Raw genomic sequence first — 22578 nt, 5'->3', positions numbered from 1 at the left:
CTACAGGGCGATGCGGACGGCTGCCGTGAGGACCAGTTGTCCGAGGGACGCCGGCACCAGCACCAGCCAGCAGAGCCGTTGCAACTGGTCCTCGCGCAGGCGGGGGTAGGACACCCGAAGCCAGATGATCACGAACGACACGGCGAAGATCTTGAGTAGCGTCCAGAGCCAGCCGAGCTGGTCGTCGGCGAACGGGCCCTGCCACCCGCCGAGGAACAGCACGGTGGTCAGCGCGGCGATCACCACGATGCCGACGTACTCGGCGAGCAGGAAGAACGCGAACCGCAGCCCGGTGTATTCGGTCATGTAGCCGAAGACCAGCTCCGAGTCGGCCACCGGCATGTCGAACGGCGGTCGGCGGATCTCGGCCAGCCCGGCGACGAAGAAAATGATCATCGCGGGTGCCTGCCAGAGCAACCACCACGGCTGCCACGCCTCGACGATGCCGGAGAGGCTGAGCGTGCCCGCCGCCATCGCCACCGAAGCGGCGGCCAGCACCAACGGCAGTTCGTAACCGAGCAACTGGGCGGCCCCACGCAGCCCACCGAGCAGGCTGTACTTGTTGGCCGACGCCCACGCCGACATCAGCACCGCCACGACCCCGACACCCACCACGGCGAGCACGAAGAACAGGCCGATGTCCAACGGTTGCCCGACCAGGTCGTTCGGGCCGAGCGGAATGACCAGCAGCACCAGCAGGTAGGGCACCAACGCCACCGCCGGGGCCAGCCGGAACACCGCCCGGTCCGCCTCCCGCGGAGTCACGTCCTCCTTCTGCACGAACTTGACCCCGTCCGCGACCAACTGGGCCCAGCCGTGGAAGCCGCCCGCGTACATCGGGCCGAGCCGGCCCTGCATGTGCGCCATCACCTTGTGCTCGGCCTGGCCCACCAGCAGCGGCAGGGTGAGGAACGCGACCACCACGCCCCCCACCCGCAGCACCAGCTCCACCCAGAGCGGCATCAGGTCGTACCCCCATCGTGGTCGGGTCGGTCGTCGCCCGGACGGGCCCCCGGGGCGGGCCGCGCCGGACGCTCGCCGGCCGGCCTGGCCGGGGTGCCGCCGCGCGGGCCCTCCCCCACACCAGCCGCGCCGGCCGGGGTGGGCGTGGTGCCCCACTCGCCGGGAGCGGGAACGCCTGGCGGGCGGATCGGCCGACGTCCGCCGCCGGCCTCCGACTCGCCCGGTTCCTTCGCACCCGGCCAGGGCTTGGCCACCCGGGACGCGAGCACGAACTCCTTACGCAGCGGGTGGCCCTCGAACTCCGGGGGCAGCAGCAGCGGACGCAGCTCCCCGTGCCCGGCGAAGTCGATGCCGAACATCTCGTGTGTCTCCCGCTCGTGCCAGGCGGCACCCGGGTAGACGTCGACGACCGAGGCGACAGTTGGTTCACCGCGCGGCAACCGGGTACGCAGCAGCACACCGTGACGCAGCCGCGTCGACCAGAGGTGCGCCACCACGTCGAAGCCCTCCGCCAACTCGTCGACGGCGGAGAGCCAGTCGAAGAAGTCGCAGGCCAGCTCGGTGTCGTCGCGGGCGGCGCGCACAGCGGCCAGCCAACTCGCCGGTGGCACGTCGACGGTGGCACGGGCGAACCGTTGCCCGCCGGAGACCGACGGGGTCGCCTCGACCGGCGCGAGCAGCGCGACCAGCCGAGCGCCGACCTCTTCGGGAGTCATGCCGCTGATCCTAGTGCCGCCCGCGCCCGCGCCTGGCCGCCGCCGATGCCCGGCGATCTGCCGGCTTTGCGCGCGCCGCAGCCCTCGGCGGGGAAGGATGAGGGCGTGCGCGCTGTGACTGTGACACCCGGGGTGGCCAATTCGCTGTGCCTCGTCGAGGACCAACCGGAGCCGGCTGCCGAGGAGGGTGCGGTCCTGGTCGAGGCGCTCGCCGTCGGCATCTGCGGCACGGACCACGAGATCATCGCCGGAGACTACGGCGAGGCGCCGCCGGGGGCGGACCGCCTGATCATCGGGCACGAGTCGCTGGGCCGGGTGATCGAGGATTCAAGCGGCACCCTGCAACCCGGCGACCTGGTGGCGGGGATCGTCCGGCACCCCGACCCGGTCCCCTGCCCGAACTGCGCCGTCGGCGAGTGGGACATGTGCCGCAACGGTCAGTACACCGAACACGGCATCAAGGCGCTGCCCGGGTTCGCCCGCGACCGTTGGCGGATCGAACCACAGTTCGCGGTCGCTCTCGACCCGGCGCTGGCCCAGGTCGGCGTCCTGTTGGAGCCGACCAGCGTGGTGGCGAAGGCCTGGGACCACATCGAGCGGATCGGGCACCGGGCCGAGTGGCAGCCGCAGACCGTCCTGGTGACCGGGGCCGGCCCGATCGGGCTGCTGGCCGCATTGCTCGGCACCCAGCGTGGGCTCACCGTGCACGTGCTGGACCGGGCCACCGACGGGCCGAAGCCGGAGCTGGTCGCCGGGCTCGGCGCCACCTACCACGCGGTGCCGGTCAACGACCTGCCGTTCGAACCGGACGTGGTGATCGAGTGCACCGGCGCGCCCACGGTGGTCCTCGACGTCATGTGCAAGGCGGCACCGACCGGGATCGTCTGCCTGGCCGGGGTGTCCAGCGGCGGCCGGACCATCGACTTCGACGCCGGGGCGCTCAACCGGGCGCTGGTGCTGGAGAACAACGTGGTGTTCGGCTCGGTGAACGCCAACCGACGGCACTGGAGCATGGCCGCCCAGGCGCTCGCCCGCGCCGACCAGGTCTGGCTCGAGTCACTCCTCACCCGTCGGGTGCCGGTGAACCGGTACGCCGACGCGTACACCCCGGGGCCGGACGACATCAAGGTGGTGCTGGAGTTCGCGTCCTGAGTGACGCCTCGCCCGATCAGATCCCCGGCAGCCGACCGTTGCGGAACAGGTCGACGAAGAGCTGGTGGTCCTGTCGGGCGCGCACCCCGTAGGCGTGCGCGAAGTCCACCAGGTGGGCGACGAAACCCCGCTCGTCGGTGTCCACCGCCGCCACGATCGCCTCCTCGGTGGAGTAGTCCACCAGGTCGTGGCTGGACTCGTCGTCGGCGACCGAGTGCATCCGGGCCACCGCCCGACCGAGGTCGACGAGCACCCCGGTCAGCTCCTCCGGCTCGTTCACGTCGGACCAGTCCAGGTCTGCGGCGTACGGGGACACCTCGGCGACGAGCTGACCGGCCCCGTGCAGCTCGGTGAAGCCCAACCACGGGTCGGCGTGGGCCTGCAACGCCCGCTGCGACTCGGCGGTCCGGTGCCCCTGGTGCTGGAAGTATCCGCGAACCGACTCGTCGGTGACGTACCGCGCCACGGCCGGCACCTGCGCCTGCTTCATGTAGATGACGACGTCGTTCTCCAACGCCTGGGTGTGCCCCTCCAGCAGGAGGTTGTACGACGGCAGCCCGGCCGAGCCGATGCCCACCCCCTTGCGCAGCACCACGTCCTTGATCCGCGCCGCCACCGGCCGGAGCTGAGACGAGCCGACCGGCAGGGTGCCCAGGTAGTCGTGGAAGGCGGCGCTCACCACGTCCCGGGTGGTGTCGTCGATCTCGAAGACCCCGTCGCCGATGGAGAAGCGTCGCTCGTAGTTGTCGATCGTCGTCTGGGCGGCGAGCAGGTCGACACGGGTGTTGAGCCGGGCCTGCTGGAGCACCCGGCGCAGCACGCCGTCCGCGTTGTCCAGGGTGATCGACCCGATCGCGTCGTCACCGCCGGCGGCGATCGCCCGCAGCTCGGTCAGGTACGACCGGGCGAAGCCGGCCACGAGATCCCCGATCGCCGTGTCGGAGAGCGCCTTGCCGTAGCCGAGCAGCGCCACGCTGGCCGCGAGCCGCCGCAGATCCCAGGTGAACGGGCCGACGTACGCCTCGTCGAAGTCGTTGACGTTGAACACCAGTTGCCCGGAGGCGTTCATGTAGGTGCCGAAGTTCTCCGCGTGCAGGTCGCCGTGGATCCACACCCGGCTGGTCTGTTCGTCCAGGAACCGGTCGTCGGCGAAGTCGCCGAGCTGGTCGGCGTAGAACAGCGCGGCGCTGCCGCGGTAGAAGGCGAACGGCGAGGCCGCCATCTTGCGGAACTTGCGGCGGAAGGCGGCCGGGTCGATCGCCATCGACGCGCCGAACTCCTCGGTGAGCACGTCGACGATGTGGGCGGACCGCTGCTCCACTGAACTGCTCATGAACCGCAGGCTAGCCCGGCCCGGCCACCCCGAACCTCGGACAACCGACTTGTCCCTTTAGACGGGAAGGTCGAGGCGGGACAGCCCTGGGCCGCCTCGTCACCGATGCTGGACCGGCGCGAATCGATGGTTGTGCAACGGCAACCACAACCATGGGTTGACTGGCGTCAATCTAGGCAGCCGGCGCGATCGGCACCGGCCGCCATCACGGGAGGACCAGAAACACGTGTCCAACAAACGGGGACCCTACGACTCCGAACGCCGACCCGAGCGACAACACCGCCCAGACCACGCTGGCCGTCGCCGCCAACGACTGACCGGTTGCTCCTGGCCGCCGTCAGTTGGCGGCGGGCGGGCGCACCGGCGGAGCGGTGAGGGAGTCGACGGAGCGTGGGGCGGCGGCTTCGCGGGGCGGCGCGTCCAACGGCGCGGCCAGCACGTCGCGTTGCGGCACACCACCGATACCGGACTGCTCGGCGGCGATCTTCTCCTGTAGGCGCAGGATGCCGTGCAGCAGCGCCTCCGGCCGGGGCGGGCAGCCCGGCACGTAGACGTCGACCGGGATGAGCTGGTCCACACCCTTGGTCACGGAGTACGAATCCCAGTAGGGGCCACCGCAGTTGGAGCAGGCACCGAACGAGATGACGTACTTCGGCTCGGGCATCTGGTCGTAGAGCCGCTTGATCGCCGGAGCCATCTTGTCGGTCACGGTGCCGGAGACCACCATCAGGTCAGCCTGCCGGGGGCCGTGGGCGAACGGGATCACGCCGAGCCGGATGAAGTCGTGGCGACCCATGCTGGTGGCGATGAACTCGATCGCACAGCAGGCCAGGCCGAAGTTGAACACCCAGAGCGAGTAGCGGCGCCCCCAGTTCAACACGAACCGGATCGGCTCACCGAGCACTGCCGGTAGCTGCACGACCGCCCCCTTCTGTCCCCCACCGGACAGTCAACCACAGCGACTCCGAGCCTCGTTCCTGGCTTCGTACCGGGTGCGGCGCACCGCGCACAGCCGCCGACGACGAGAGGCACGGAATCAGTGTCAAAGCTGCCGCCGGACGACGGTTGACCTGCCGATCGGGCCCGGCCGACATTCCTGGCCGAGCCCGTCGCGGGCACCATCGTCCCGCCGGCACGTCACATTCAGGCCGTCGTCACCGTCGAGCTGGGTCCGCTCAGCTCCACGACGCCCGGGCCGGGGCCGATCTCACCCGGAGCACCCGGGCCCGGGCCGATCGCGAGGACCACACCCGGACCAGGGCCGATCTCACCCGGAGCACCCGGGCCCGGGCCGATCGCGAGGACCACACCCGGGCCAGGGCCGATCTCACCCGGAGCACCCGGGCCCGGGCCGATCGCGAGGACCACACCCGGGCCAGGGCCGATCTCACCCGGAGCACCCGGGCCGGGGCCGATCGCCGTGACGGCTGTCGCCGCGCCGCCCAGGCCGAGGGCCAGCCCGGCTGCCGCAGTCACTCCGGTGAGCAGGATCTTTCGCATCGTCATGGTCTCTCCCCGTGTCGTTTGGTTGATGACTTGACCGTACGGAAGCCACGAATACCACGAAACCTACTTATAGCGGCACTTGTCTATACATATGACCGTTGATGGATTGCCTCATCTGTGCGACGCGGGCGCGCGTGGCCGCAGACGTCAGGAACGCTCGCCGGTTCACCCGTAACCTGCCGAGGGTTCGTAACCGGGGCACGGGGCCGGTCGCCCACGTGGCGCTACGACTGGGTGTGCCCGCTCCGGTGCGCCCGGACGTGGACGGGTGGGCCCCGTGCGCAGGCGCCCGGGAGAGCAGCGAGCCGGTGGCCTGCAACCTGGGTCGGCTGGCGGCGGGGGCGGAGGTGCGGCTGGACCTGAGCTTCCGGGTGGGCGTGGGAACCACGGTGGGCACCGGGAAGGCCGACGTGGATGTCCGGCCGATGGACAGCGATTTCAACTTCCTGCCGGACGTCAACGACGCCGACAACCTGGTGCGGATGACCTACCGCTGACGATCCCTTCGCCGGCCGCGTCGTACGCCACGGGGGCCTACGGCGCGGCCGGCGCTCCGGTCACCAGGTGGGGCGTTGCAGCAGGCCGACGAACTCCACCAGCAGCCGTTCGCGCAACGCCGGCGGGGCGGCGTCGAGCAGTGTGTTCACCACCGCCAGCCGGTCCGGCGTCGACGCGCCACCGCCACCGAGTCCGAGCCCGGCGGCGAGTCCGGCGACAAGTTCGGGCGTGAGGGCGTCCGGGGTCAGCGACGTCGCCAGCGCCATCAGCTCGGGCGGGAGCGCGACCGGGCCGGCCGTCCGGGCGGCGGCCACCGCCTCGACCAGGTCGGGCCCGAACTCGGCGACTCGGGGCGCGACCGAGGCGGTCACCGTGAGGTGCACACTCGCCGGCAGGCCCGCGTACGACAGTTGGGGCTGGGTGTGCCAACCACGCGCGGTCAGCTCGTCGACCAGGACGAACAGGTCGGGGCCGCCCTCGGTGGCGGTGAAGCACACCACCGTCGACTCCGGCTCGGCCATCAGCCGCAACCCGTCGACGGCGCGGACCGCGTCGGCCAGGCCCGCGACCGCGTCCCGGGTGACGGTGGCGAGCCGCAGGTAACCGTCGTCGCCGAGGTGCCGCACCGTGGCGTACGCGGCGGCGATCGGCCCGCCCGAGCGGGTGGACGCGATCACCGGGTTGATCATCGTGTAGCCGGGCCAGTCCGCGTACGCGAAGTACTGCGGGGCGCGGAGCGCGGCGTCCCGGTGCAGCAGCACCGACACACCCTTCGGCGCGTACGCGTACTTGTGCAGGTCCACCGAGATGGACGTGACCCCGGGTACCGCGAAGTCGAACGCCGGCACCGGCTCACCGAGGCGGCGCAGGTACGGCAGGGTCCAGCCGCCGAAGCAGGCGTCCACGTGGCAGCGCACTCCGGCGTCGGCGGCCACCGCCGCGATCTCCGCGACCGGGTCCACCACCCCGTGCGCGTACGACGGCGCGGAGCAGGCGACCAGCACCGTCTCCGGGCGGATCGCGGCGGCCATCGCGGCCGGGTCGGGACGCAGCGTGTCCGGGGAGACCGGCACGACGTCCATCGCCACCCGCAGGTAGTGCGCCGCCTTGGCGAACGCGGCGTGGGCGCTCGACGGCACCACGATCCGGGGCTCGGCGATCTCCGGGTGCGCGTCCCGGGCCGTCTTGACCGCGAGGATCAGCGACTCGGTGCCGCCGCTGGTGACACTGCCGACGGCGTCCGGGGCGGTCGTGCCCGGGCCGGCGCCGAGCACCCGGCCGGCGGCGCCCACCAAGGCGTTCTCCATCGCCAGCAGGGACGGGAACGCGGTCGGGTCCAGCCCGTTGACGTGTGCGCTCTCCCGGTGCGCGGCGGCGGTCAGCTCGTCCAGGCCCGGCACCGCGGGGTCGTAGACGTACGCGAACAACTGCCCCCCGTGGGTCGGCCGGTCGCCGGCGCGCAACTGCCGAACCTCGTCGAGCGCAACCTCAGCCGCGACCCCGAGAGGCAACGCGACATCCGCCGGCGCCCCGTCGGCGGAAAATGCCCCGGCCCCCACCCTGGTCTCGTCGATCATGGAGTCATGGTGCCCTTCTCGTGACGGTCAACGGCTTCGTCCCCCACCACAACTCCATGATCGACGCGGTCGTCACGGATCGCGTCGGCCAGGATGGCCGGGGTTAGGGTGTAGCGGCGGAGCAGGAGGATCGGCGGGGCGATCAACAGGGCCGGGATCAGCGTGAAGCCGAGGAGGACGCCCAGCCGCGCCGTGTCGGACTGGGCCGCCGCCGAGCCGGTGTCGGAGGACACGTAGCCGGAGAGCTGGAGCACCAGGCCGTAGATACCCGGGCCCAGCGCCAGACCGAGAGTCTCCCCGGCCGTCCACAGGCCGGTGAAGACACCCGCCTGTCGTCGACCGGTACGCGCCGTGTCGTACGCGATGCAGTCCGGCAGCATCGCCAGCGCGAAGACCTGCTGCCCGGCGTACCCGACGCCGATCACCGCGACCACCAGGTAGACGGCGACCGTCGGCAGCACCGACGCGGCGACCAGGGCGAGCGCCCCGACGGCGAGGATCAGCGAGGCGGCGACCAGCGCGGTCCGCTTGCCCAGCCGGGCACCGACCCGGGCCCAGATCGGCATCACCAGCAGCGCTGGCCCGACGAAGCAGACGAAGAGCAGGGTCGGCCCATTCTTGTCGTCGCGCAGGATCTGCCCGGCGAAGTAGTTGACCCCGGCCAGGATCGTCGCCACTCCGGCGGACTGCACGACGAAACAGATCAGCAGCGCCCGGAAGGGGCGGTTGGCGGCGGCCACGGCGAGTTGGGCGCGCAGAGTCGGCTCGCTCCCGCTCACCGTGCCGATCGGCGCGGACCGGGTGCCGAGGAACGCCCCGAGGGCGCCGAGGGCGATCAGCGCCGCCACGAACAGCCCCATCCACCGGTGCCCGGCCACACCGTCGCCGCCAGCGCTCACCACCAGCGGGGCGACCGCACCGGAGACCAGGATGGCCAACGCCAGCACCGCGATCCGCCAGGTCATCAACCGGGTGCGCTCGGCGTAGTCGTCGGTCAACTCCGCCGGCATCGCCACGTACGGCACCTGGAAGAAGGCGAACGCGGTGGCGGTGGCGAGGAAGGCGAACGCCACGTACGCCGCGGCGGCCGGGCCGTTGCCGAACGGCGCGGCGAAGATCGACGCGAAGAGGACGGCGAGCGCGAGGCCGGCGATGAGCAGGTACGGACGGCGAGCGCCCCAGCGTGACCGGGTGCGGTCGGAGATCCGCCCGGCGACCGGGTTGACCAGCACGTCCCAGGCCTTGGGCAGCAGCACCAGCAGGGCGGCCAGTCCGGCGGCCACACCCAGCGTGTCGGTCAGGTACGGCAGCAGCAGCAGACCGGGCACGGTGCCGAACGCGCCGGTCGCCAGCGAGCCGAGCGCGTAGCCGGCGTGCACCGGGCGAGGCAGCGAGCCGGCGGCTGACGAGCCGGTGCCCGGCGGCGTTTTCATGGGCCCGAATGTTACTCACGTTATGCCGCAGGTCACATCCCCTCATCCGCCCGCCTGATGCGGACATCCGAACAGTCGGGTTGACGGCAGTCGGACCCGCAACCGCCTCCGCAGTCTCGGAGTGTTACCAGCGCCGACGGCAGACCAGCCCGGCGGTGACGGGGGAGGGGCAGTGACAGCAACGATGGGAGCCCGCGCCAACGAGCCACCGGCGGCACGGACGGCCGGTGCGACGGTCGAGGTGACGATCACCTTCGACGACTTCTACCACGCGCACTTCGGCAGCGTGACCGCCCAACTGTGCGCGTACACCGGGGATCTGGGACACGCGCAGGACCTGGCCCAGGAGGCGTTCTACCGGGCGCTGGCCCGCTGGGACCGCCTGGTCCGATACGACGACCCGGTGGCCTGGGTCCGCCGGGTCGCGTGGAACCTGGCCCGCAGCCGCTGGCGACGCCTGCGTACCGCCCGCAACCACCTGCTGCGGCAGCGGCCCACCGACGCGGAGGTGGCCGGGCCGAACCCCGACCGGGTGGCGATCGACGCGGCGCTGGCGCAACTGCCCGCCAACCACCGCCGAGCGGTCATCCTGCACTACCTGGCCGACCTGTCGGTGAGTCAGATCGCCGCTCAGGAAGGGGTGGCCGAGGGCACCGTCAAGTCCTGGTTGCACCGCGGCCGGACGGCACTGGCCGGCCTGCTCGACGAGAACACCGCGGGGGTGTGCGATGTCTGACTTCGACCCGCTCCTGCGCGAGCGGCTCTCCGCGTACCGCAACGACGTGGTCAGCCGGGTCACCGGCCCCGGCCCCGACCAGGCCCGACACCACCTGCGCCGACGCCGTCGGATGACGGCGGTGGCCGTGGCCGCTGCGGCGGTCGTCCTGGTGGTGGCGCCCGTCGTCGCCAACGCCGCGCTGCGCGGCGACCGGAACCCGCCGGTGCCGGCGGAGTCCGTCGAACCGACGGCCACGCCGACGTCGACACCGTCGACGCCGGCGCCCACACCGACCGGGTCACCGTCGACTGCCACCAGCACCCCGAACGCCCCGGACGGGCGGATCAGCCGGGCGCAACTGCTCGCCACCCGGGTCGACCTGCCGAGCTGGCCGTCGGGCATGGCGGAGGGCGGCTGCACCACTTCGAAGGTGCGGCTGAAGGACGACACGACGGACACCTACGTGTCGATGCTCGGCGACGACGAGTTCGAGCACGGCGACATCGACGGCGACGGTGCCGTCGAAACCATCGCCATCGTCGCCTGCCGGTACGGCGAGGCGTCGGCGAAGCAGGTGGTGGCCTTCGACCGGGACCCGGAAGGTCGGATCGTGACGGTGGGAAGGGTGGTCCGGACCGGCGACGGGTTCGACGACATCCTCGCGGTGGAGATCAACCGGAACGGGTCGGCCGAGGTGCGCGTGGCCGACATCGTCCCGTGCTGTGGCACACCGACCTACCTGCGGCGGGAGCAGGTGCGGACGTACCGGTGGGACGGGGAGCGGTTCAGTCAGACCGACGGTCCCACGACATTCGGCAAGGACCCCCGACTCACCGACCTGAGGTTGAGCATGACCCACGAACTGGTCGACGTCCCCGGTGCCGACACCCGGCGCGAACTCACCACCGTCTTCACCGTCACCAACGCGGGGCCGCTCGACGCGCCCCAGATCTCCTTCCGTGGCTTCGACTTCGAGCCGGCGGGCGGGGACTGGCCGAAGTGCGACCCGAAGCACGCTACCCAGACTGACGACCGGTCGTGCCTGCTACCCGGAGTACCGGCCGGTGGATCGCGGCGCTACACGTTCGTCCACCTGGTGCCGGGTACGCCCGGGCCCGACGCGCACATCCGGGGATTCTGGGTCTCCCACCACGATGACCAGGACCGCCAGTGGCCCGACCTGAAGGAGGACGACAACAGCGTCGATCTCCCGTTCAAACTCTGAACCACCTCGCGGTGCCCCGTCCCTGGCCCGGACGGGACACCGCGTCGCTGGCGGTCCGCGCCACCGACCACACCCCGCTCGACGCTGGTCACCGATCCTCGTCCGGCGACCAACTGGCCGCCATGTCCACCCCGCCAGGGCGCAGCGGCACCCCCTCGGCGCGCAGCCGGGCCCGCGCCTCCCGCTCGTGGCCCGGTGGCAGCCGACCAGCCGCCGTCACCACCCGGTGCCAGGGCACCGAGCCGCCATGGCGGGCCATGATGTTGCCCACCAGTCGCGCCGAGGTGCGACCCGATCGCTCGGCGAGCGCGTCGGCGACCGCGCCGTACGACATGACCCGGCCCTCCGGGATCCGCTCGACCAGGTCGAGCACCGCCTCGACGTACTCGTCAGGTGTCACAATCCGCCACCATATGGGAACGCCGCCGGGCGGTGCGGCCGTGACCACGCAGAATGGGCGGGTGCGCGACGCAGTCACGACGGCCCGGCGGGTCGTCGTCAAGATCGGATCCTCCTCGTTGACCACCGCCACCGGCGGTCTGGCCGACGAGCGCGTCGACACGCTGGTCGACACCCTCGGTCGGCTCACCGCCGAAGGCCGCGAGGTGGTGCTGGTGTCCTCCGGCGCGATCGCCGCCGGCCTCGCCCCCCTCGGCCTGATCCGACGCCCGCGCGACCTGGCCACCCAGCAAGCCGCCGCCAGCGTCGGGCAGGGCCTCCTGATCGGCCGGTACGCGGCCAGCTTCGCCCGGCACGGCCGCACGGTGGGGCAGGTGCTGCTCACCGTCGACGACGTGACCCGGCGGGCGCACTACCGCAACGCGTACCGGACGCTGCGCAAGCTGCTCGACCTGCGGGCGGTGCCGATCGTCAACGAGAACGACACGGTGGCCACCCAGGAGATCCGGTTCGGCGACAACGACCGGCTGGCCGCGCTGGTGGCCGCCCTGGTGCACGCCGACCTGCTGGTGCTCCTCTCCGACGTGGACGCGCTCTGGACCGGCGACCCCACCAAGCCGCAGTCGACCCGGATCACCGAGGTTCACGGCGACGCGGATCTCGCCGGGATCACCATCGGCGGGGCCGGCCGGTCCGGTGTCGGCACCGGCGGCATGGTCACCAAGGTCGAGGCCGCCCGGATCGCCACCGGTTTCGGCATCCCGGTGGTGCTCACCGCCGCCGACCTGGCCGGTCCGGCGTTGGCCGGCGAGCCCGTCGGCACGCTGTTCCACCCGCAGCGGCGACGCCCGACGGCCCGGCTGTTCTGGCTGGCCCACGCCACCTCACCCCGAGGGCGGCTGCACCTCGACCCGGGCGCGGTGGCCGCCGTCGTCGGGCGACGCAAGTCGCTGCTGCCGGCCGGCATCACCGCCGTGGACGGCACGTTCACCGCGGGCGACCCGGTGGACCTGGTGGACACCGCCGGTGCGTCGGTCGCCCGAGGGCTGGTCAACTACGACGCGGTGGAGTTGCCCGGGCTGCTCGGCCGTTCCACGTCCGAACTCGCCGCGGCGCTCGGCCCGGCGTACGAACGAGAGGTCGTCCACCGCGACGACCTGGTGCTGCTGTAAGCAAAGGCCCCCTATTAACGCCTGGTGTTGTACAAGGGCCCCTTCCTAACGCGAGGAGCAATCGATGAGCGTCGTCGAACAAGCCCGACGGGCCCAGGACGCCGCTGCGGAGTTGGCCGTCGCCACCCGTACGGTCAAGGACGCCGCGCTGGTGGCGATGGCCGACGCGCTGGTGGCGCGTACCCCGGAGATCCTGACCGCGAACGAGGCGGACCTGGCGGCCGGCCGCGACGCCGGGCTGAGCGCGTCCGTGTTGGACCGGCTCGCCCTCGACGCGGGACGGGTCGCCGGCATCGCCGACGCGCTGCGCCAGATGGCCGCGCTGCCCGACCCGGTGGGCGAGGTGGTTCGTGGTTCCACCCTGCCCAACGGGCTGGAGCTGCGTCAGATCCGGGTGCCGTTCGGGGTGGTCGGCATCATCTACGAGGCACGACCCAACGTGACCGTGGACGCCGCCGGGATCTGCCTCAAGTCGGGCAACGCGGCGCTGCTGCGCGGGTCGTCCTCGGCCGCACACTCCAACGCCGCGCTGGTCGCGGTGCTCCGCGACGCGGTCGCCGGGGCCGGGCTGCCGGCCGACGCGGTGCAGTTGCTCGACGCCGGCTCCCGCGACTCGGTCAAGGAACTGATGCGCGCCCGAGGGCTCGTCGACGTGCTCATCCCGCGCGGTGGCGCGTCGTTGATCCGCACCGTGGTCGAGGAGTCGACCGTCCCGGTGATCGAGACCGGGGTGGGCAACTGCCACGTCTACGTGGACGCCGCCGCCGACGTCGCGAAGGCCGTCGCGGTGACGCTGAACGCCAAGACGCAACGCCTCTCCACCTGCAACACCGCCGAGTCGCTGCTGGTGCACGCGGACGTCGCCGACGCGTTCCTGCCGCCGATGCTGGCCGCTCTCGCCGAGGCGGGGGTGACCGTGCACGGCTCCCCCGAGGTGGCCGCGTACTCCGCCGCCGTCGTCCCGGCCACCGAGGAGGACTACGCCACCGAGTACCTGTCCGCCGACATCTCGGTGGCGGTGGTCGACTCACTGGACGCGGCGGTCGCGCACATCCGCCGCTTCGGTACCGGGCACACCGAGGCGATCCTCACCGACTCGGCGAGCGCGGCCCGCGACTTCGTCGCCCGGGTGGACGCGGCGGCGGTGATGGTGAACGCGTCGACCCGGTTCACCGACGGCGGCGAGTTCGGCTTCGGCGCGGAGATCGGCATCTCCACCCAGAAGCTGCACGCCCGTGGCCCGATGGGTCTACCCGAGCTGACCAGCACGAAGTACGTGGTCACCGGAAACGGGCACCTGCGCTAGGGCTGGTGTCCGGCTCGCCCGGATGCCTCGATTTCTGAATCAGGCGCTCAGCCTGGGGTCACGCCCGCCGCGGCGGGCGTGGGCCGGGCGGCTCGGATCGCGGAGAGCGTGGCGTGCACGTCGAACTGGTGGCCGTCGTCGCTCTCCCAGCCGCCGTCGCTGCGCTGGGTCTCGGCCAGCCGGCGCAGGGCCCGCACCATGATCCAGTCCTGCGGGTCGATGCCGGCCCGGCGCAGCGTGGCCCCCAACCACGCCACATTCCCCGGAGACATCTTCGGCATCCGTTCGGCGAGCACCACCTGGATCCGCGCCGACTCCTGGAACATCTCCTGCCGGTGCAGCACCGCCGCGCTCAACCAGCCGGCGGCGAGGTACGACGGCCAACTGCCGTCCGGACGCAGCCGCGCGGCCAGTGAGTGGGCCGCCGCCTGCACCACCCCGGCGTACGCCCCACCGACCCGATGGTCGAGCGGGCCCGAGGCGCGCGCGTCCAGGCCGGCGACGGTGAGCCAGAAAGCGGCGTTGGCCGACACGAGGAACCCTGCTTCCGGGTCGCCCGGCCGGGCCCACTCCGGGGCCGAGTCGGCCAGCGACGCGTCCTCGTCCCAACCGCCGTCGGCCTGCTGCCGGGACGCCAGCCAGTCGAGCGCGCGACGAGCTGCGGGACGGCCGAGTGCTCCCAGGTCGTCCAACTCGGCGAGCCGGAAACAGGTGGCGTCGATCGAGGCCACCTCACCGCCCCAGGTGGCCGGCCAGCCACCGTCCGACGACTGGCCGACCTCTGCCGTCTCCAACAGGTTGGCGGGCACCGCGGTGCCGTTGCGCAGCCAGGAGAGGCGGGCGCGTTCCACCGCATCACCGTGCGCCACGACGAACCCGATCGCGGCTTCCAAGTCGACCACGGCGGGAACGCTACCTGCGCAGACGCGATCCCGCCTCGGGGAATCGGTTGGCCCGGCATGGCTGCGTCGCTCCGACCGCAGGGCCACCCGTCGTGGCTTGCGTCGATTTGCCATAGCGACGGGCGGCGGCCACCGGGGCCGCCGTTGCGGGCCGGGTGCGGCGGTCAGCCGCCCCGGCCCGGTCGATCAGTACGCCGGCAGCGACGGATCGATCTGCTTGATCCAGGAGAGCACGCCGCCCTGCACGTGTACGGCGTCCCGGAACCCGGCCGCCTTGAGCGCCGCGAGCGCCTCCGCCGAGCGGACGCCGGACTTGCAGTGCAGCACGATCTGCCGGTCCTGCGGCAGCTTCGCGAGTGCCTCGCCGGAGATGATGTCGCCCTTGGGGATCAGGGTGGCGCCGGGGATCCGGACGATCTCGTACTCGGCCGGCTCGCGCACGTCGACCAGGAAGATGTCCTTGCCGGCGTCCTGCCAGTCCTTGAGCTCCAGGGCCGTGATGGTCGAGTCGAGCGTCGCCTCCTGGGCCTCCTCGGAGACCGCGCCGCAGAAGTCCTCGTAGTCCTCCAGCAGGTCGGTGACCGTCGGGTTCTCGCCGCAGAGCGCGCAGTTCGGGTCCTTGCGAACCTTGATCTTGCGGTATTCCATCTCCAGGGCGTCGTAGACCATCAGGCGGCCGACCAGCGGCTCACCGATGCCGGTGAGCAGCTTGATCGCCTCGTTCACCTGGATCGAGCCGATCGACGCGCAGAGCACACCGAGCACGCCGCCCTCGGCGCAGGAGGGCACCATGCCGGGCGGCGGCGGCTCCGGGTAGAGGCAGCGGTAGCAGGGACCGTGCTCGGCCCAGAACACCGACGCCTGACCGTCGAAGCGGTAGATCGAGCCCCACACGTACGGCTTGCCGAGCAGCACCGCCGCGTCGTTGACCATGTAGCGGGTGGCGAAGTTGTCGGTGCCGTCGACGATCAGGTCGTACTGGGCGAAGATCTCGCGGACGTTCTCCCGGTCCAGGGCGGTGTTGTGGATCTCGACGTTGACCAGCGGGTTGATCTCGCGGATCGACGCGGCGGCGGACTCGGCCTTGGACCGGCCGATGTCGGACACACCGTGGATGACCTGGCGCTGGAGGTTCGACTCGTCGACGGTGTCGAAGTCGATGATGCCGAGCGTGCCGACCCCGGCCGCGGCGAGGTACAGCAGGGCGGGTGACCCGAGGCCACCGGCGCCGACACACAGCACCCGGGCGTTCTTCAGCCGCTTCTGCCCCGTCACCCCGACGTCCGGGATGATCAGGTGGCGTGAGTAGCGGCGGATCTCGTCAACGGTCAGCTCGGCGGCGGGCTCGACGAGCGGGGGCAACGACACGGTGGACTCCCCGGGATCGGCGGTGTGAACCGTGCCATTGTTGCTCGCCGGGGCCCTGTTCGGCCATGAGGGAGGACACGTGGTCCGCGATGCGGGAGCGGGAATAACCGACGATGCCGTCGATCAGGGGACGATGTCACCCGCGTAGCGACGGCCGTCGAGGTAGGGCCAGGCGTTGGCGACGCAGCCGTGCAGGCCGTACGTCTGCTGCTGCATCACCGGGGCGGGCTCCCCCGGCTCGGGACAGGCCTCGTGCTGCTCGCCGAACTCGTGGCCCACCTCGTGGTTGATCACGTAGGTGCGGTAGGTGTCCAGCGAGGCACCGTAGTCGGGGACCGCCTCCATCCAGCGGGCCAGGTTGATGATGACCTGGCCGGGCAGACGGCAGGAGGTGTAGCGCTCGGTGGTCAGCCCACCCTCGGCGCACATCCGCTCGGAGGTGACGGCTGTGGCCAGGTAGATGGTGAAGTCGGCGGCCCCGGCGTCGGCCACCCGCTGGACCCGCAGCTCGCCGGAGGCGATCCAGCTGCGTGGGTCGGCCAGCACCTCGTCCACTCGGGCGGCGAAGGCCTCCGCGTCCTGGCCGGTGCCGCGCTCGACGACGGCCCGGTACCGGCGCAGCGGACCGTCCGTACCGTGCACGGGTGTCTCGCCGTCGGCGACGGTGAACCGTCCCGCTCCGACCGACGGATAGCTGGTGGGCGCAGGGTGTGCCGCCCCACCGCCGCGCCCCGTGCCACCCTGGGTGGTGACGGCAGGAGTGACGGCCGCCGGCTCGCCGTCGCCCCTGGCCATCGGCACGCCGATGGCGGCGGTCAGCACCAGCAGGCCGAGCAGCAGGGTGCGGCGACGTCGCCGGTGCATCCGGGCCAGCGTGGGACGCATGGAAGCCGACCGCCCCGACGGGTCGGTCGGCTGGGGCGGGCCGTAACGGGACGACGGCGTCATGACGTCGAGCCTGCCAGATTATTCGGGCATTTCTCCGATTTTATAGCTATTGCCGCAAGACGCCTGATGGGGGGTACGAAGGCGGCGTGTCGGCCCGTCCCTCAGAGGGCGGGGCCGGTGTACCGACGCCCGTCGAGGTACGGCCACGGGTTGACCTGGCACCCGTTGAGGAAGAGCGTCTGCTGCATCATCACCGGCGCTGGCCGGCCGGCACCCGGGCAGCGCTCGTGCCGGTGCCCGAGCTGGTGACCCACCTCGTGGTTGACCACGTACGTCCGGTAGACCGCCAGCGGCACTTTGGCCGAGACGAAGTGCGGCACGGACAGCCGCCACCGATCCAGGTTGATGATCACCTGGCCGGGCGCACGGCAGGACGTGTAGGGCCGACCCCCGACCCGGATGTCCACTCCCCCGTCGGCACACATGCGACCCGCCGTGCGGGCGGTCGCCAGGTAGACGGTGAAGTCGCGAGGCGCGCCGCCCGGCACCTGTTGCAGCCGCAGCCTGCCGCTGTCGATCCAACTACCCGGCCCGGCGAGCGCCGTCTGGACCGCCAGCGCGAACTCCGCGGCATCCTCGTTGCTGCCCGACTCCACCGCGACCCGGTAGCGCCGCAGCTCACCCGCTCGCCCCAGCACAGGACCGGAGCGGGCGTCGTACCCGAAATCGCCGGTGCCGGCGCTCGGGACCGCACCGGGCATCCGCAGCACCGGGGGCGGGCTGGACGGGACCGCCGCGGAGGGCGACGGGCTGACCGACGGCGGCAGCGGCGCGGCCACCAGTGGCGGCAACGTGGAGATCTCGTCGGCGGCCAAACGTTCGGCGCCGGGGTGCCCGTCCGGCCCCTCCGCGATCACGGTCACCGCCGCGCCCACCGCCAGCACCACCGCCACCAGTTGGGCGAACAGGGCGAAGCGTCGCTGACGACGGGCCGGGAAGCGGGCTGAGCTGGGCATCGGGGCTCAGCCTGCCAGATCGGACCGCCCAGCGGAGTCCTCCGTTTCGGCGAGCAGGCCGACCACCGCTCGGGCCACCAGCCGGGGAACCTCCAACTGCGCCACATGACCCACACCGTCGAGCATCATCAACCGGCTGTCGCGGATGACCCGCGCGGTCTGCGGCGCGACCCGCACGTCGACCAGACGATCCTGTCGACCGCCCACCACCAGGGTCGGTGCGCGCACCGCCTCGGCGAGCCGCCACAGCGAACCCGGCCCCGGCAGGTACGCCCGCAGGAAGCTGGAGACCAGACCACGAAACGTCCGGACGTACGCGGCCGCGTAGTGCTCCGCCTCGTAGCGGACCCGGATCTCCTCCAGCGCCTCGGCCCGGCGCTGGTCGCAGATCCGGCTGAGATCGGCGACGCAGGCCTCCAGCACCTGCTGGGCCATCACCTCGGGAGAAAGCTCGGTGAGCCGTCGGGCGACCAACCGTTCGCCGCGCGGGATAGCGAGCACCGGCAGCATCCGCCCCTGCAACGAGCGACGGAAATCCAGGAACGGCAGGGCCGGGGAGATCAGAGTGAGCGTACGGACCAGGTCGGGCCGGAGCCCGGCCACCTGCACCGCGACCGCTCCGCCCAGCGAGTTGCCGAACAGGTGCACCGGACCCCGATCGGAGTGCTCGATCCAGCGGACGACGAGGTCCGCGAAGGCCGGAATCGTGTAGCGCGGCCCCGGCTCACTGCGGCCGAAACCGGGCAGGTCGATGGCCTGACCGTCCAGCCGGTCGGCGAGCAACCCGGCCAGGTCGGTCCAGTTCTGCGACGACCCGCCCAGCCCGTGCACGTACAGCGCCGGCTCCGCGCCGGCGGCGGTGGCCGGAGTTTCCCGTACGTACGTGACCAAGCCGTCGAGGCGGACCTCCCGGCCCGGCCACGGCGGGGGAACGCGGTCGTCGGGGAGCAGGTGGTCCGGCCAGAGGGTGGCGCGTCTCATCGTTCCAGTCTGCCCCGGACCACTCAGGACAGCAGCGCCTCCAACCGACGGTTCACCGCCGCGAGGGTCGCCCGGACCACCGCCTGCCGGGGATCACCGGCGACCAGAGCCGAGCCGGCGAGCTGCTCGACCCAGCCCTCACAGACGAGCAGCGCCACCACAGTGGCAACCTCACAATTGCCGAACGGCACCACCGCGGCGTGCTCGACGAAGCAGCGCCCCCGCTCGGCGTTGTCGGTGCCGCGCAGCAACTCGTCGACCGCGGCGGCCGCCGCCACCGCGCAGAGCCGCAGGACATAGCCGTCCACCGCCGGCCCGGTGGCGTACCCGGAGGCGCTCTCGCCCCCGGCCAGCAGCCGGACCTCCACGTTCGCGTCCAGGCCGAAGGTGCTGACCTGCACGTGGTCGATCACCACCCGTGGCCCCGGCGCGCCGCCCGTTTCCAACGGCCGGGACGGCGCCGACTCCGTCGTGGTCACCTGACCACCGGAGTACGACGTACCGAGCGTGGCCGGGCTGCCGGTGGCGGCACCAGTCGGGGCGGCCGAGACCGAGCCCGGCTCCTCGACGGTGGCGCGACCCCGGTGCGGCGCGTTCGACCGACGGCGGCGCGAGGTGTCCGTGCCCGGCCTCTGCTCCAGGCCCGCCGGCACGGCCTCCACCCGACCGCCGGACGGACGGGTGCCCGTCGTCGACTCGGCCGCCCGGATCTCACCGCTACGCGGATCGGCACCGGCATCGCGCGACGCTGTGGTCTGGGGATCCGGGGTACGTCGTTCGGCGACCCGAGGCTCGGCCACGCGACGGCGGACCGGCGGGGGCGGCGTGCTGGGCAGGCCGGGCACGTTCTGCGGAGCGGCGGCCAGCCCCATCCGATCCTGGAGCAGACGAGCCACCTGTCGGCTCACCTCGGCCGGGTCGGCGCCGTCGGCCAGGTCCAGTCGCAGGCTGTGCGCCCCGGCCGGGGTACGGCGCAGCGCGGCGTCGCGGACACCGGCCACCTCCCGGACGGCGTCCAGGATCGCGTTGACGTCGAACCCCTCGGGGCGCTCCCGCAGCGGGGCTGGCTCGTCGTCGCGGCGAAGGTGGGTGGCGATGCGGGCGAGTTCCGGGGTTTCGGCGGGGGGGTCCACAGCTGGCGGCTCCGGCACGACAGGCACGTCCGGCTCTGCGGGGACGCGCTGCGGCAGCACCACCGCTCTCGGGTCCGACTGCCGGTCGTCGTCGGCGGACGGCGTCGGGTCGGGTGCGGATCGGCGAGCCGCATAGGGGGAGGCCGGCTCGGGGCCGGGCCGGTCGCGAGGTTCGGGCCCGTTCATGGCGGACGGTGGCACCGACCCCGTCGAGGACGACGTGACATCGGTGGATGACGAGGCGTTCGTCGGCGCGGACGGGCGGTTGGGCTCGACCGGGCCGGGCGATTCGGGCGTGGCCGGGCGGAGCCGGAATGGCGCGGTCGGTCGGACCTCGGGCCGGGTCGGGCCCGGGGTCTCGTCGTCACCCGCACGTGCCAGCTTGGCCGACTGGATCGCCGCCCAGGACGGGCGCTCGACCGGAGTGGCGGGGATGCGCCCCTCGGACCAGTCCGGCCGCTCGTCCCGGGTCGGGTTCGCCGAGCCGGCCGGTGAACCACCGGCCCAGGAGGGGCGGTCCGTCACCAGCGGCGGGCCCGCCGGAGCCGGTGGCGGGTCGGCCAGCGTGGGAGGCGCTCCCGCTGGTGCCGGAGGTGGCGTGGCGGGGCTGGTGGCCCAGGACGGACGGGACGGCGGAGCACTGGTCGGCGCCGGATCGGCCCCACCAGCCCAGGACGGACGGGACGGCGGAGCACTGGTCGGCTCGGAATCGGCACCGCCAGCCCAGGACGGACGATCGGTCCGGGACGCGCGGGTCGCCCCGGACCCGGCCCAGGACGGTCGGTCGGCCGGCGGGCCGCCGGGGGGCGTCGGGCCACCGGCCCAGGTCGGGCGCTCCACGGCGGGCGGCGTCGCGCCCGGCGACGACACCGGCGGACCGCTGGTCGGGGACGGGTCCGAGTCGACGGACCGGGCGGGACGGTCGGCAGGTGGGACAGCGGACGGAGCAGCCCAGGAAGGGCGGTCGGTGGGCGGCACGCTGGCCGCTTCGGAGGAGCGTTCCGGCGCAGAGTCGGACGCGGCCTCACCCCGGGCGGGGTCGTACCCGCGCGGCGAATCGGCGCGGACCGGTTCGTACGGACGGGGTGACTCGGCCCGCACCGGCTCGTACGGCTGGACCGGATCGGCGGCCCAGCCGGATGCGGACTCGTCCCGGGCCGGCGGACCGGCCGGCTCGTCGCTCTGGCGGGACCAGGGCGGTGCCCAACCGCCGTCCCAGCTCGGAGGGTTCCAACTCGGCCCCGACCAGTCGGGCTCGACGGCCGGCGGCTCCCCAGCTCGGTGCGCGTCCCCAGCTCGGTGCGTTTCTCCCGGGCGAGGGCCTTCGGCGAAGCGGCCCGGCTCGGCGGCCCGGCCCGAGTCGGCGGCACGACCCGGATCGGCGGGCCGGCCCGGATCGGCGGCGTCGGGGTGCCCGGCTGGTCCCGGGGTGCGTCCAGGTGCTGCCGGATGCTCCGGGGTCAGCGGGTCTCGCCAGTCGCGTGGCGCAGCCGACGGGTCGTCGGCGGCGAGGCGTTCTCCGATCGGCGCGTGGAAGCCGGGCGGCACCTCGAAACCCGACGCGGAGGTGCCGACGGGCGGCACCTGGACGGCCGGCGGTGCCGAGGTGGGCAGCCCCGGCTCGGCCCAGCGGGCGCGGTGCGCGGCGGCCGGATCGGCGGTGGAACGTTGACCGGTGCCCGTGTCGGGCTCGCCGGTGGCCTGCTCGGCTGGCGGCACGGGACGTTGGGCGGGCACCACCAACCGGTCGCTGGCCGGCTCGGGCCGACCCTCGGCGGGCAGCCCGGGCGGTGCGCTCACCGGCGTGGGGCGTCCCACGGTCGGTTCGAGACCCGGGCGACGGACGCCGTTGGCGTCCTCCGGGTGGTGCACACCGTTGGCGTGGTGGCCGTTGACCCGGGCCGGCGGCTCCGGGTCGCCCGACGGCCCGGCCAGCGGCGACGGAAGGTCGCCGTGCCGCGTGGAGGAGGTGCGCCAGCCGGACGCCGGGTCGGGCTGCCAGCGCGGCGCCTGCTCCCGGGCGTCCTCGCGGTCGGTGGCTCGAGGCCACCCACCCGCCTGAGGCGCCCACCCACTGGCGGCACGGCTCGGGTCGTCGTGCTGACCCGCTCCGTCACCGTGTTCTCCCGGGGTGGCGGCTCCGGGTTGCCCTGTTTCACTCACCGCGCGCTCCTTGGTCGCCCCCGCTGAGGCTACCGTGTGCCGAGAGTGGCGATAAGTTACAGCGGCGGGCCATTTCCCCGACGGTGGTCAGTGACCTCGCCGGTCTGGGGGGAAAATGCCGGCTCGTAC

General features: G+C 72.7%; 20 protein-coding genes. 6 read left to right on the top strand and 14 right to left on the bottom strand.

Annotated elements, in window-relative coordinates; all coding sequences use genetic code 11:
• Both ABGB10_RS14525 and ABGB10_RS14520 read right to left on the bottom strand, forming a co-directional pair.
• The gene (locus ABGB10_RS14525) at positions 1 to 963 is read right to left on the bottom strand and encodes a complex I subunit 1 family protein (RefSeq protein ID WP_278141774.1); all 963 of its coding nucleotides are present in this window, start codon (positions 961 to 963) and stop codon (positions 1 to 3) included.
• A complete protein-coding gene (locus ABGB10_RS14520; protein WP_347661392.1) occupies positions 963 to 1679 on the bottom strand; it encodes an NADH-quinone oxidoreductase subunit C in 717 nt (238 codons plus the stop codon). The genes ABGB10_RS14525 and ABGB10_RS14520 overlap by 1 nt, the downstream gene beginning before the upstream one ends.
• Positions 1680 to 1784: 105 nt before the next feature.
• On the opposite strand from ABGB10_RS14520, the gene ABGB10_RS14515 reads away from it, so the two are divergent.
• Positions 1785 to 2831 carry a glucose 1-dehydrogenase gene (locus ABGB10_RS14515; RefSeq protein ID WP_347661391.1) on the top strand — a complete coding sequence of 349 codons (1047 nt, stop codon included), beginning with the start codon at positions 1785 to 1787 and terminating at the stop codon, positions 2829 to 2831.
• A 16-nt stretch (positions 2832 to 2847) separates the two neighbouring features.
• On the opposite strand, the gene ABGB10_RS14510 is transcribed toward ABGB10_RS14515, so the two are convergent.
• From ABGB10_RS14510 to ABGB10_RS14500, 3 genes are all read right to left on the bottom strand, one after another.
• Complete coding sequence (locus ABGB10_RS14510; protein ID WP_347661390.1) at positions 2848 to 4164, bottom strand: DUF2252 domain-containing protein; 1317 nt, start codon at positions 4162 to 4164, stop codon at positions 2848 to 2850.
• Positions 4165 to 4501: 337 nt separating this feature from the next.
• On the bottom strand, positions 4502 to 5083 hold the full coding sequence (locus ABGB10_RS14505) for an NADH-quinone oxidoreductase subunit B (RefSeq protein ID WP_196929437.1): 582 nt from the start codon (positions 5081 to 5083) through the stop codon (positions 4502 to 4504).
• 224 nt (positions 5084 to 5307) lie between these two features.
• On the bottom strand, positions 5308 to 5670 hold the full coding sequence (locus ABGB10_RS14500; RefSeq protein ID WP_347661389.1) for a hypothetical protein: 363 nt from the start codon (positions 5668 to 5670) through the stop codon (positions 5308 to 5310).
• Positions 5671 to 5888: 218 nt separating this feature from the next.
• Here ABGB10_RS14500 and ABGB10_RS14495 point away from each other — a divergent pair, with 218 nt between their 5' ends.
• On the top strand, positions 5889 to 6167 hold the full coding sequence (locus ABGB10_RS14495; RefSeq protein WP_347661388.1) for a hypothetical protein: 279 nt from the start codon (positions 5889 to 5891) through the stop codon (positions 6165 to 6167).
• 60 nt (positions 6168 to 6227) lie between these two features.
• Here ABGB10_RS14495 and ABGB10_RS14490 read toward each other — a convergent pair whose 3' ends face one another.
• A complete protein-coding gene (locus ABGB10_RS14490; RefSeq protein ID WP_347661387.1) occupies positions 6228 to 7745 on the bottom strand; it encodes an aminotransferase class V-fold PLP-dependent enzyme in 1518 nt (505 codons plus the stop codon).
• On the bottom strand, positions 7742 to 9178 hold the full coding sequence (locus tag ABGB10_RS14485) for an MFS transporter (RefSeq protein ID WP_347661386.1): 1437 nt from the start codon (positions 9176 to 9178) through the stop codon (positions 7742 to 7744). The genes ABGB10_RS14490 and ABGB10_RS14485 overlap by 4 nt, the downstream gene beginning before the upstream one ends.
• Positions 9179 to 9350: 172 nt before the next feature.
• Here ABGB10_RS14485 and ABGB10_RS14480 point away from each other — a divergent pair, with 172 nt between their 5' ends.
• Positions 9351 to 9914: a SigE family RNA polymerase sigma factor gene (locus tag ABGB10_RS14480; protein ID WP_347661385.1), complete on the top strand. Its 564-nt coding sequence runs from the start codon at positions 9351 to 9353 to the stop codon at positions 9912 to 9914.
• Complete coding sequence (locus tag ABGB10_RS14475) at positions 9907 to 11121, top strand: hypothetical protein (protein ID WP_347661384.1); 1215 nt, start codon at positions 9907 to 9909, stop codon at positions 11119 to 11121. Before ABGB10_RS14480 ends, ABGB10_RS14475 begins: the two co-directional genes overlap by 8 nt.
• Positions 11122 to 11209: 88 nt before the next feature.
• Here the strand turns inward: ABGB10_RS14475 and ABGB10_RS14470 are convergent, their stop codons facing one another.
• Positions 11210 to 11521 (bottom strand): MGMT family protein, encoded by a 312-nt coding sequence (locus ABGB10_RS14470; RefSeq protein WP_347661383.1) that lies wholly within the window; start codon positions 11519 to 11521, stop codon positions 11210 to 11212.
• Between the two features lie 13 nt (positions 11522 to 11534).
• On the opposite strand from ABGB10_RS14470, the gene proB reads away from it, so the two are divergent.
• A complete protein-coding gene (gene proB / locus ABGB10_RS14465) occupies positions 11535 to 12692 on the top strand; it encodes a glutamate 5-kinase (RefSeq protein WP_347661382.1) in 1158 nt (385 codons plus the stop codon).
• Positions 12693 to 12756: 64 nt separating this feature from the next.
• On the top strand, positions 12757 to 13998 hold the full coding sequence (locus ABGB10_RS14460; RefSeq protein ID WP_347661381.1) for a glutamate-5-semialdehyde dehydrogenase: 1242 nt from the start codon (positions 12757 to 12759) through the stop codon (positions 13996 to 13998).
• Positions 13999 to 14045: 47 nt separating this feature from the next.
• On the opposite strand, the gene ABGB10_RS14455 is transcribed toward ABGB10_RS14460, so the two are convergent.
• From ABGB10_RS14455 to ABGB10_RS14430, 6 genes are all read right to left on the bottom strand, one after another.
• Positions 14046 to 14900: a prenyltransferase/squalene oxidase repeat-containing protein gene (locus tag ABGB10_RS14455; RefSeq protein WP_347661380.1), complete on the bottom strand. Its 855-nt coding sequence runs from the start codon at positions 14898 to 14900 to the stop codon at positions 14046 to 14048.
• A gap of 186 nt (positions 14901 to 15086) precedes the next feature.
• Complete coding sequence (moeZ, locus tag ABGB10_RS14450) at positions 15087 to 16268, bottom strand: adenylyltransferase/sulfurtransferase MoeZ (protein ID WP_347661379.1); 1182 nt, start codon at positions 16266 to 16268, stop codon at positions 15087 to 15089.
• A 123-nt stretch (positions 16269 to 16391) separates the two neighbouring features.
• Positions 16392 to 17216 (bottom strand): DUF3152 domain-containing protein, encoded by an 825-nt coding sequence (locus ABGB10_RS14445; RefSeq protein WP_347661378.1) that lies wholly within the window; start codon positions 17214 to 17216, stop codon positions 16392 to 16394.
• A 101-nt stretch (positions 17217 to 17317) separates the two neighbouring features.
• Positions 17318 to 18172, bottom strand: coding sequence for a DUF3152 domain-containing protein (locus tag ABGB10_RS14440; RefSeq protein ID WP_347661377.1), 855 nt, complete (start codon positions 18170 to 18172; stop codon positions 17318 to 17320).
• 6 nt (positions 18173 to 18178) lie between these two features.
• Positions 18179 to 19153, bottom strand: coding sequence for an alpha/beta hydrolase (locus ABGB10_RS14435; protein ID WP_347661376.1), 975 nt, complete (start codon positions 19151 to 19153; stop codon positions 18179 to 18181).
• A gap of 23 nt (positions 19154 to 19176) precedes the next feature.
• A complete protein-coding gene (locus ABGB10_RS14430) occupies positions 19177 to 22449 on the bottom strand; it encodes a hypothetical protein (protein WP_347661375.1) in 3273 nt (1090 codons plus the stop codon).
• Positions 22450 to 22578 lie beyond the last annotated feature (129 nt).

The organism is Micromonospora sp. B9E7 (genome assembly GCF_039871815.1).
Classification (GTDB): Bacteria; Actinomycetota; Actinomycetes; order Mycobacteriales; family Micromonosporaceae; genus Micromonospora.
Note: the sequence above shows the minus strand (reverse complement) of the source record. Positions and strands in the feature narration are given on the sequence as shown.

Excerpts from the sequence above, each read along its gene's own strand:
- ABGB10_RS14525 (WP_278141774.1), bottom strand. The coding sequence starts at position 963 with ATGCCGCTCTGGGTGGAGCTGGTGCTGCGGGTGGGGGGCGTGGTGGTC.
- ABGB10_RS14520 (WP_347661392.1), bottom strand. The coding sequence starts at position 1,679 with ATGACTCCCGAAGAGGTCGGCGCTCGGCTGGTCGCGCTGCTCGCGCCG.
- ABGB10_RS14510 (WP_347661390.1), bottom strand. The coding sequence starts at position 4,164 with ATGAGCAGTTCAGTGGAGCAGCGGTCCGCCCACATCGTCGACGTGCTC.
- ABGB10_RS14500 (WP_347661389.1), bottom strand. The coding sequence starts at position 5,670 with ATGACGATGCGAAAGATCCTGCTCACCGGAGTGACTGCGGCAGCCGGG.
- ABGB10_RS14490 (WP_347661387.1), bottom strand. The coding sequence starts at position 7,745 with ATGATCGACGAGACCAGGGTGGGGGCCGGGGCATTTTCCGCCGACGGG.
- ABGB10_RS14485 (WP_347661386.1), bottom strand. The coding sequence starts at position 9,178 with ATGAAAACGCCGCCGGGCACCGGCTCGTCAGCCGCCGGCTCGCTGCCT.
- ABGB10_RS14475 (WP_347661384.1), top strand. The coding sequence starts at position 9,907 with ATGTCTGACTTCGACCCGCTCCTGCGCGAGCGGCTCTCCGCGTACCGC.
- proB (WP_347661382.1), top strand. The coding sequence starts at position 11,535 with ATGGGAACGCCGCCGGGCGGTGCGGCCGTGACCACGCAGAATGGGCGG.
- ABGB10_RS14460 (WP_347661381.1), top strand. The coding sequence starts at position 12,757 with ATGAGCGTCGTCGAACAAGCCCGACGGGCCCAGGACGCCGCTGCGGAG.
- ABGB10_RS14445 (WP_347661378.1), bottom strand. The coding sequence starts at position 17,216 with ATGACGCCGTCGTCCCGTTACGGCCCGCCCCAGCCGACCGACCCGTCG.
- ABGB10_RS14440 (WP_347661377.1), bottom strand. The coding sequence starts at position 18,172 with ATGCCCAGCTCAGCCCGCTTCCCGGCCCGTCGTCAGCGACGCTTCGCC.
- ABGB10_RS14435 (WP_347661376.1), bottom strand. The coding sequence starts at position 19,153 with ATGAGACGCGCCACCCTCTGGCCGGACCACCTGCTCCCCGACGACCGC.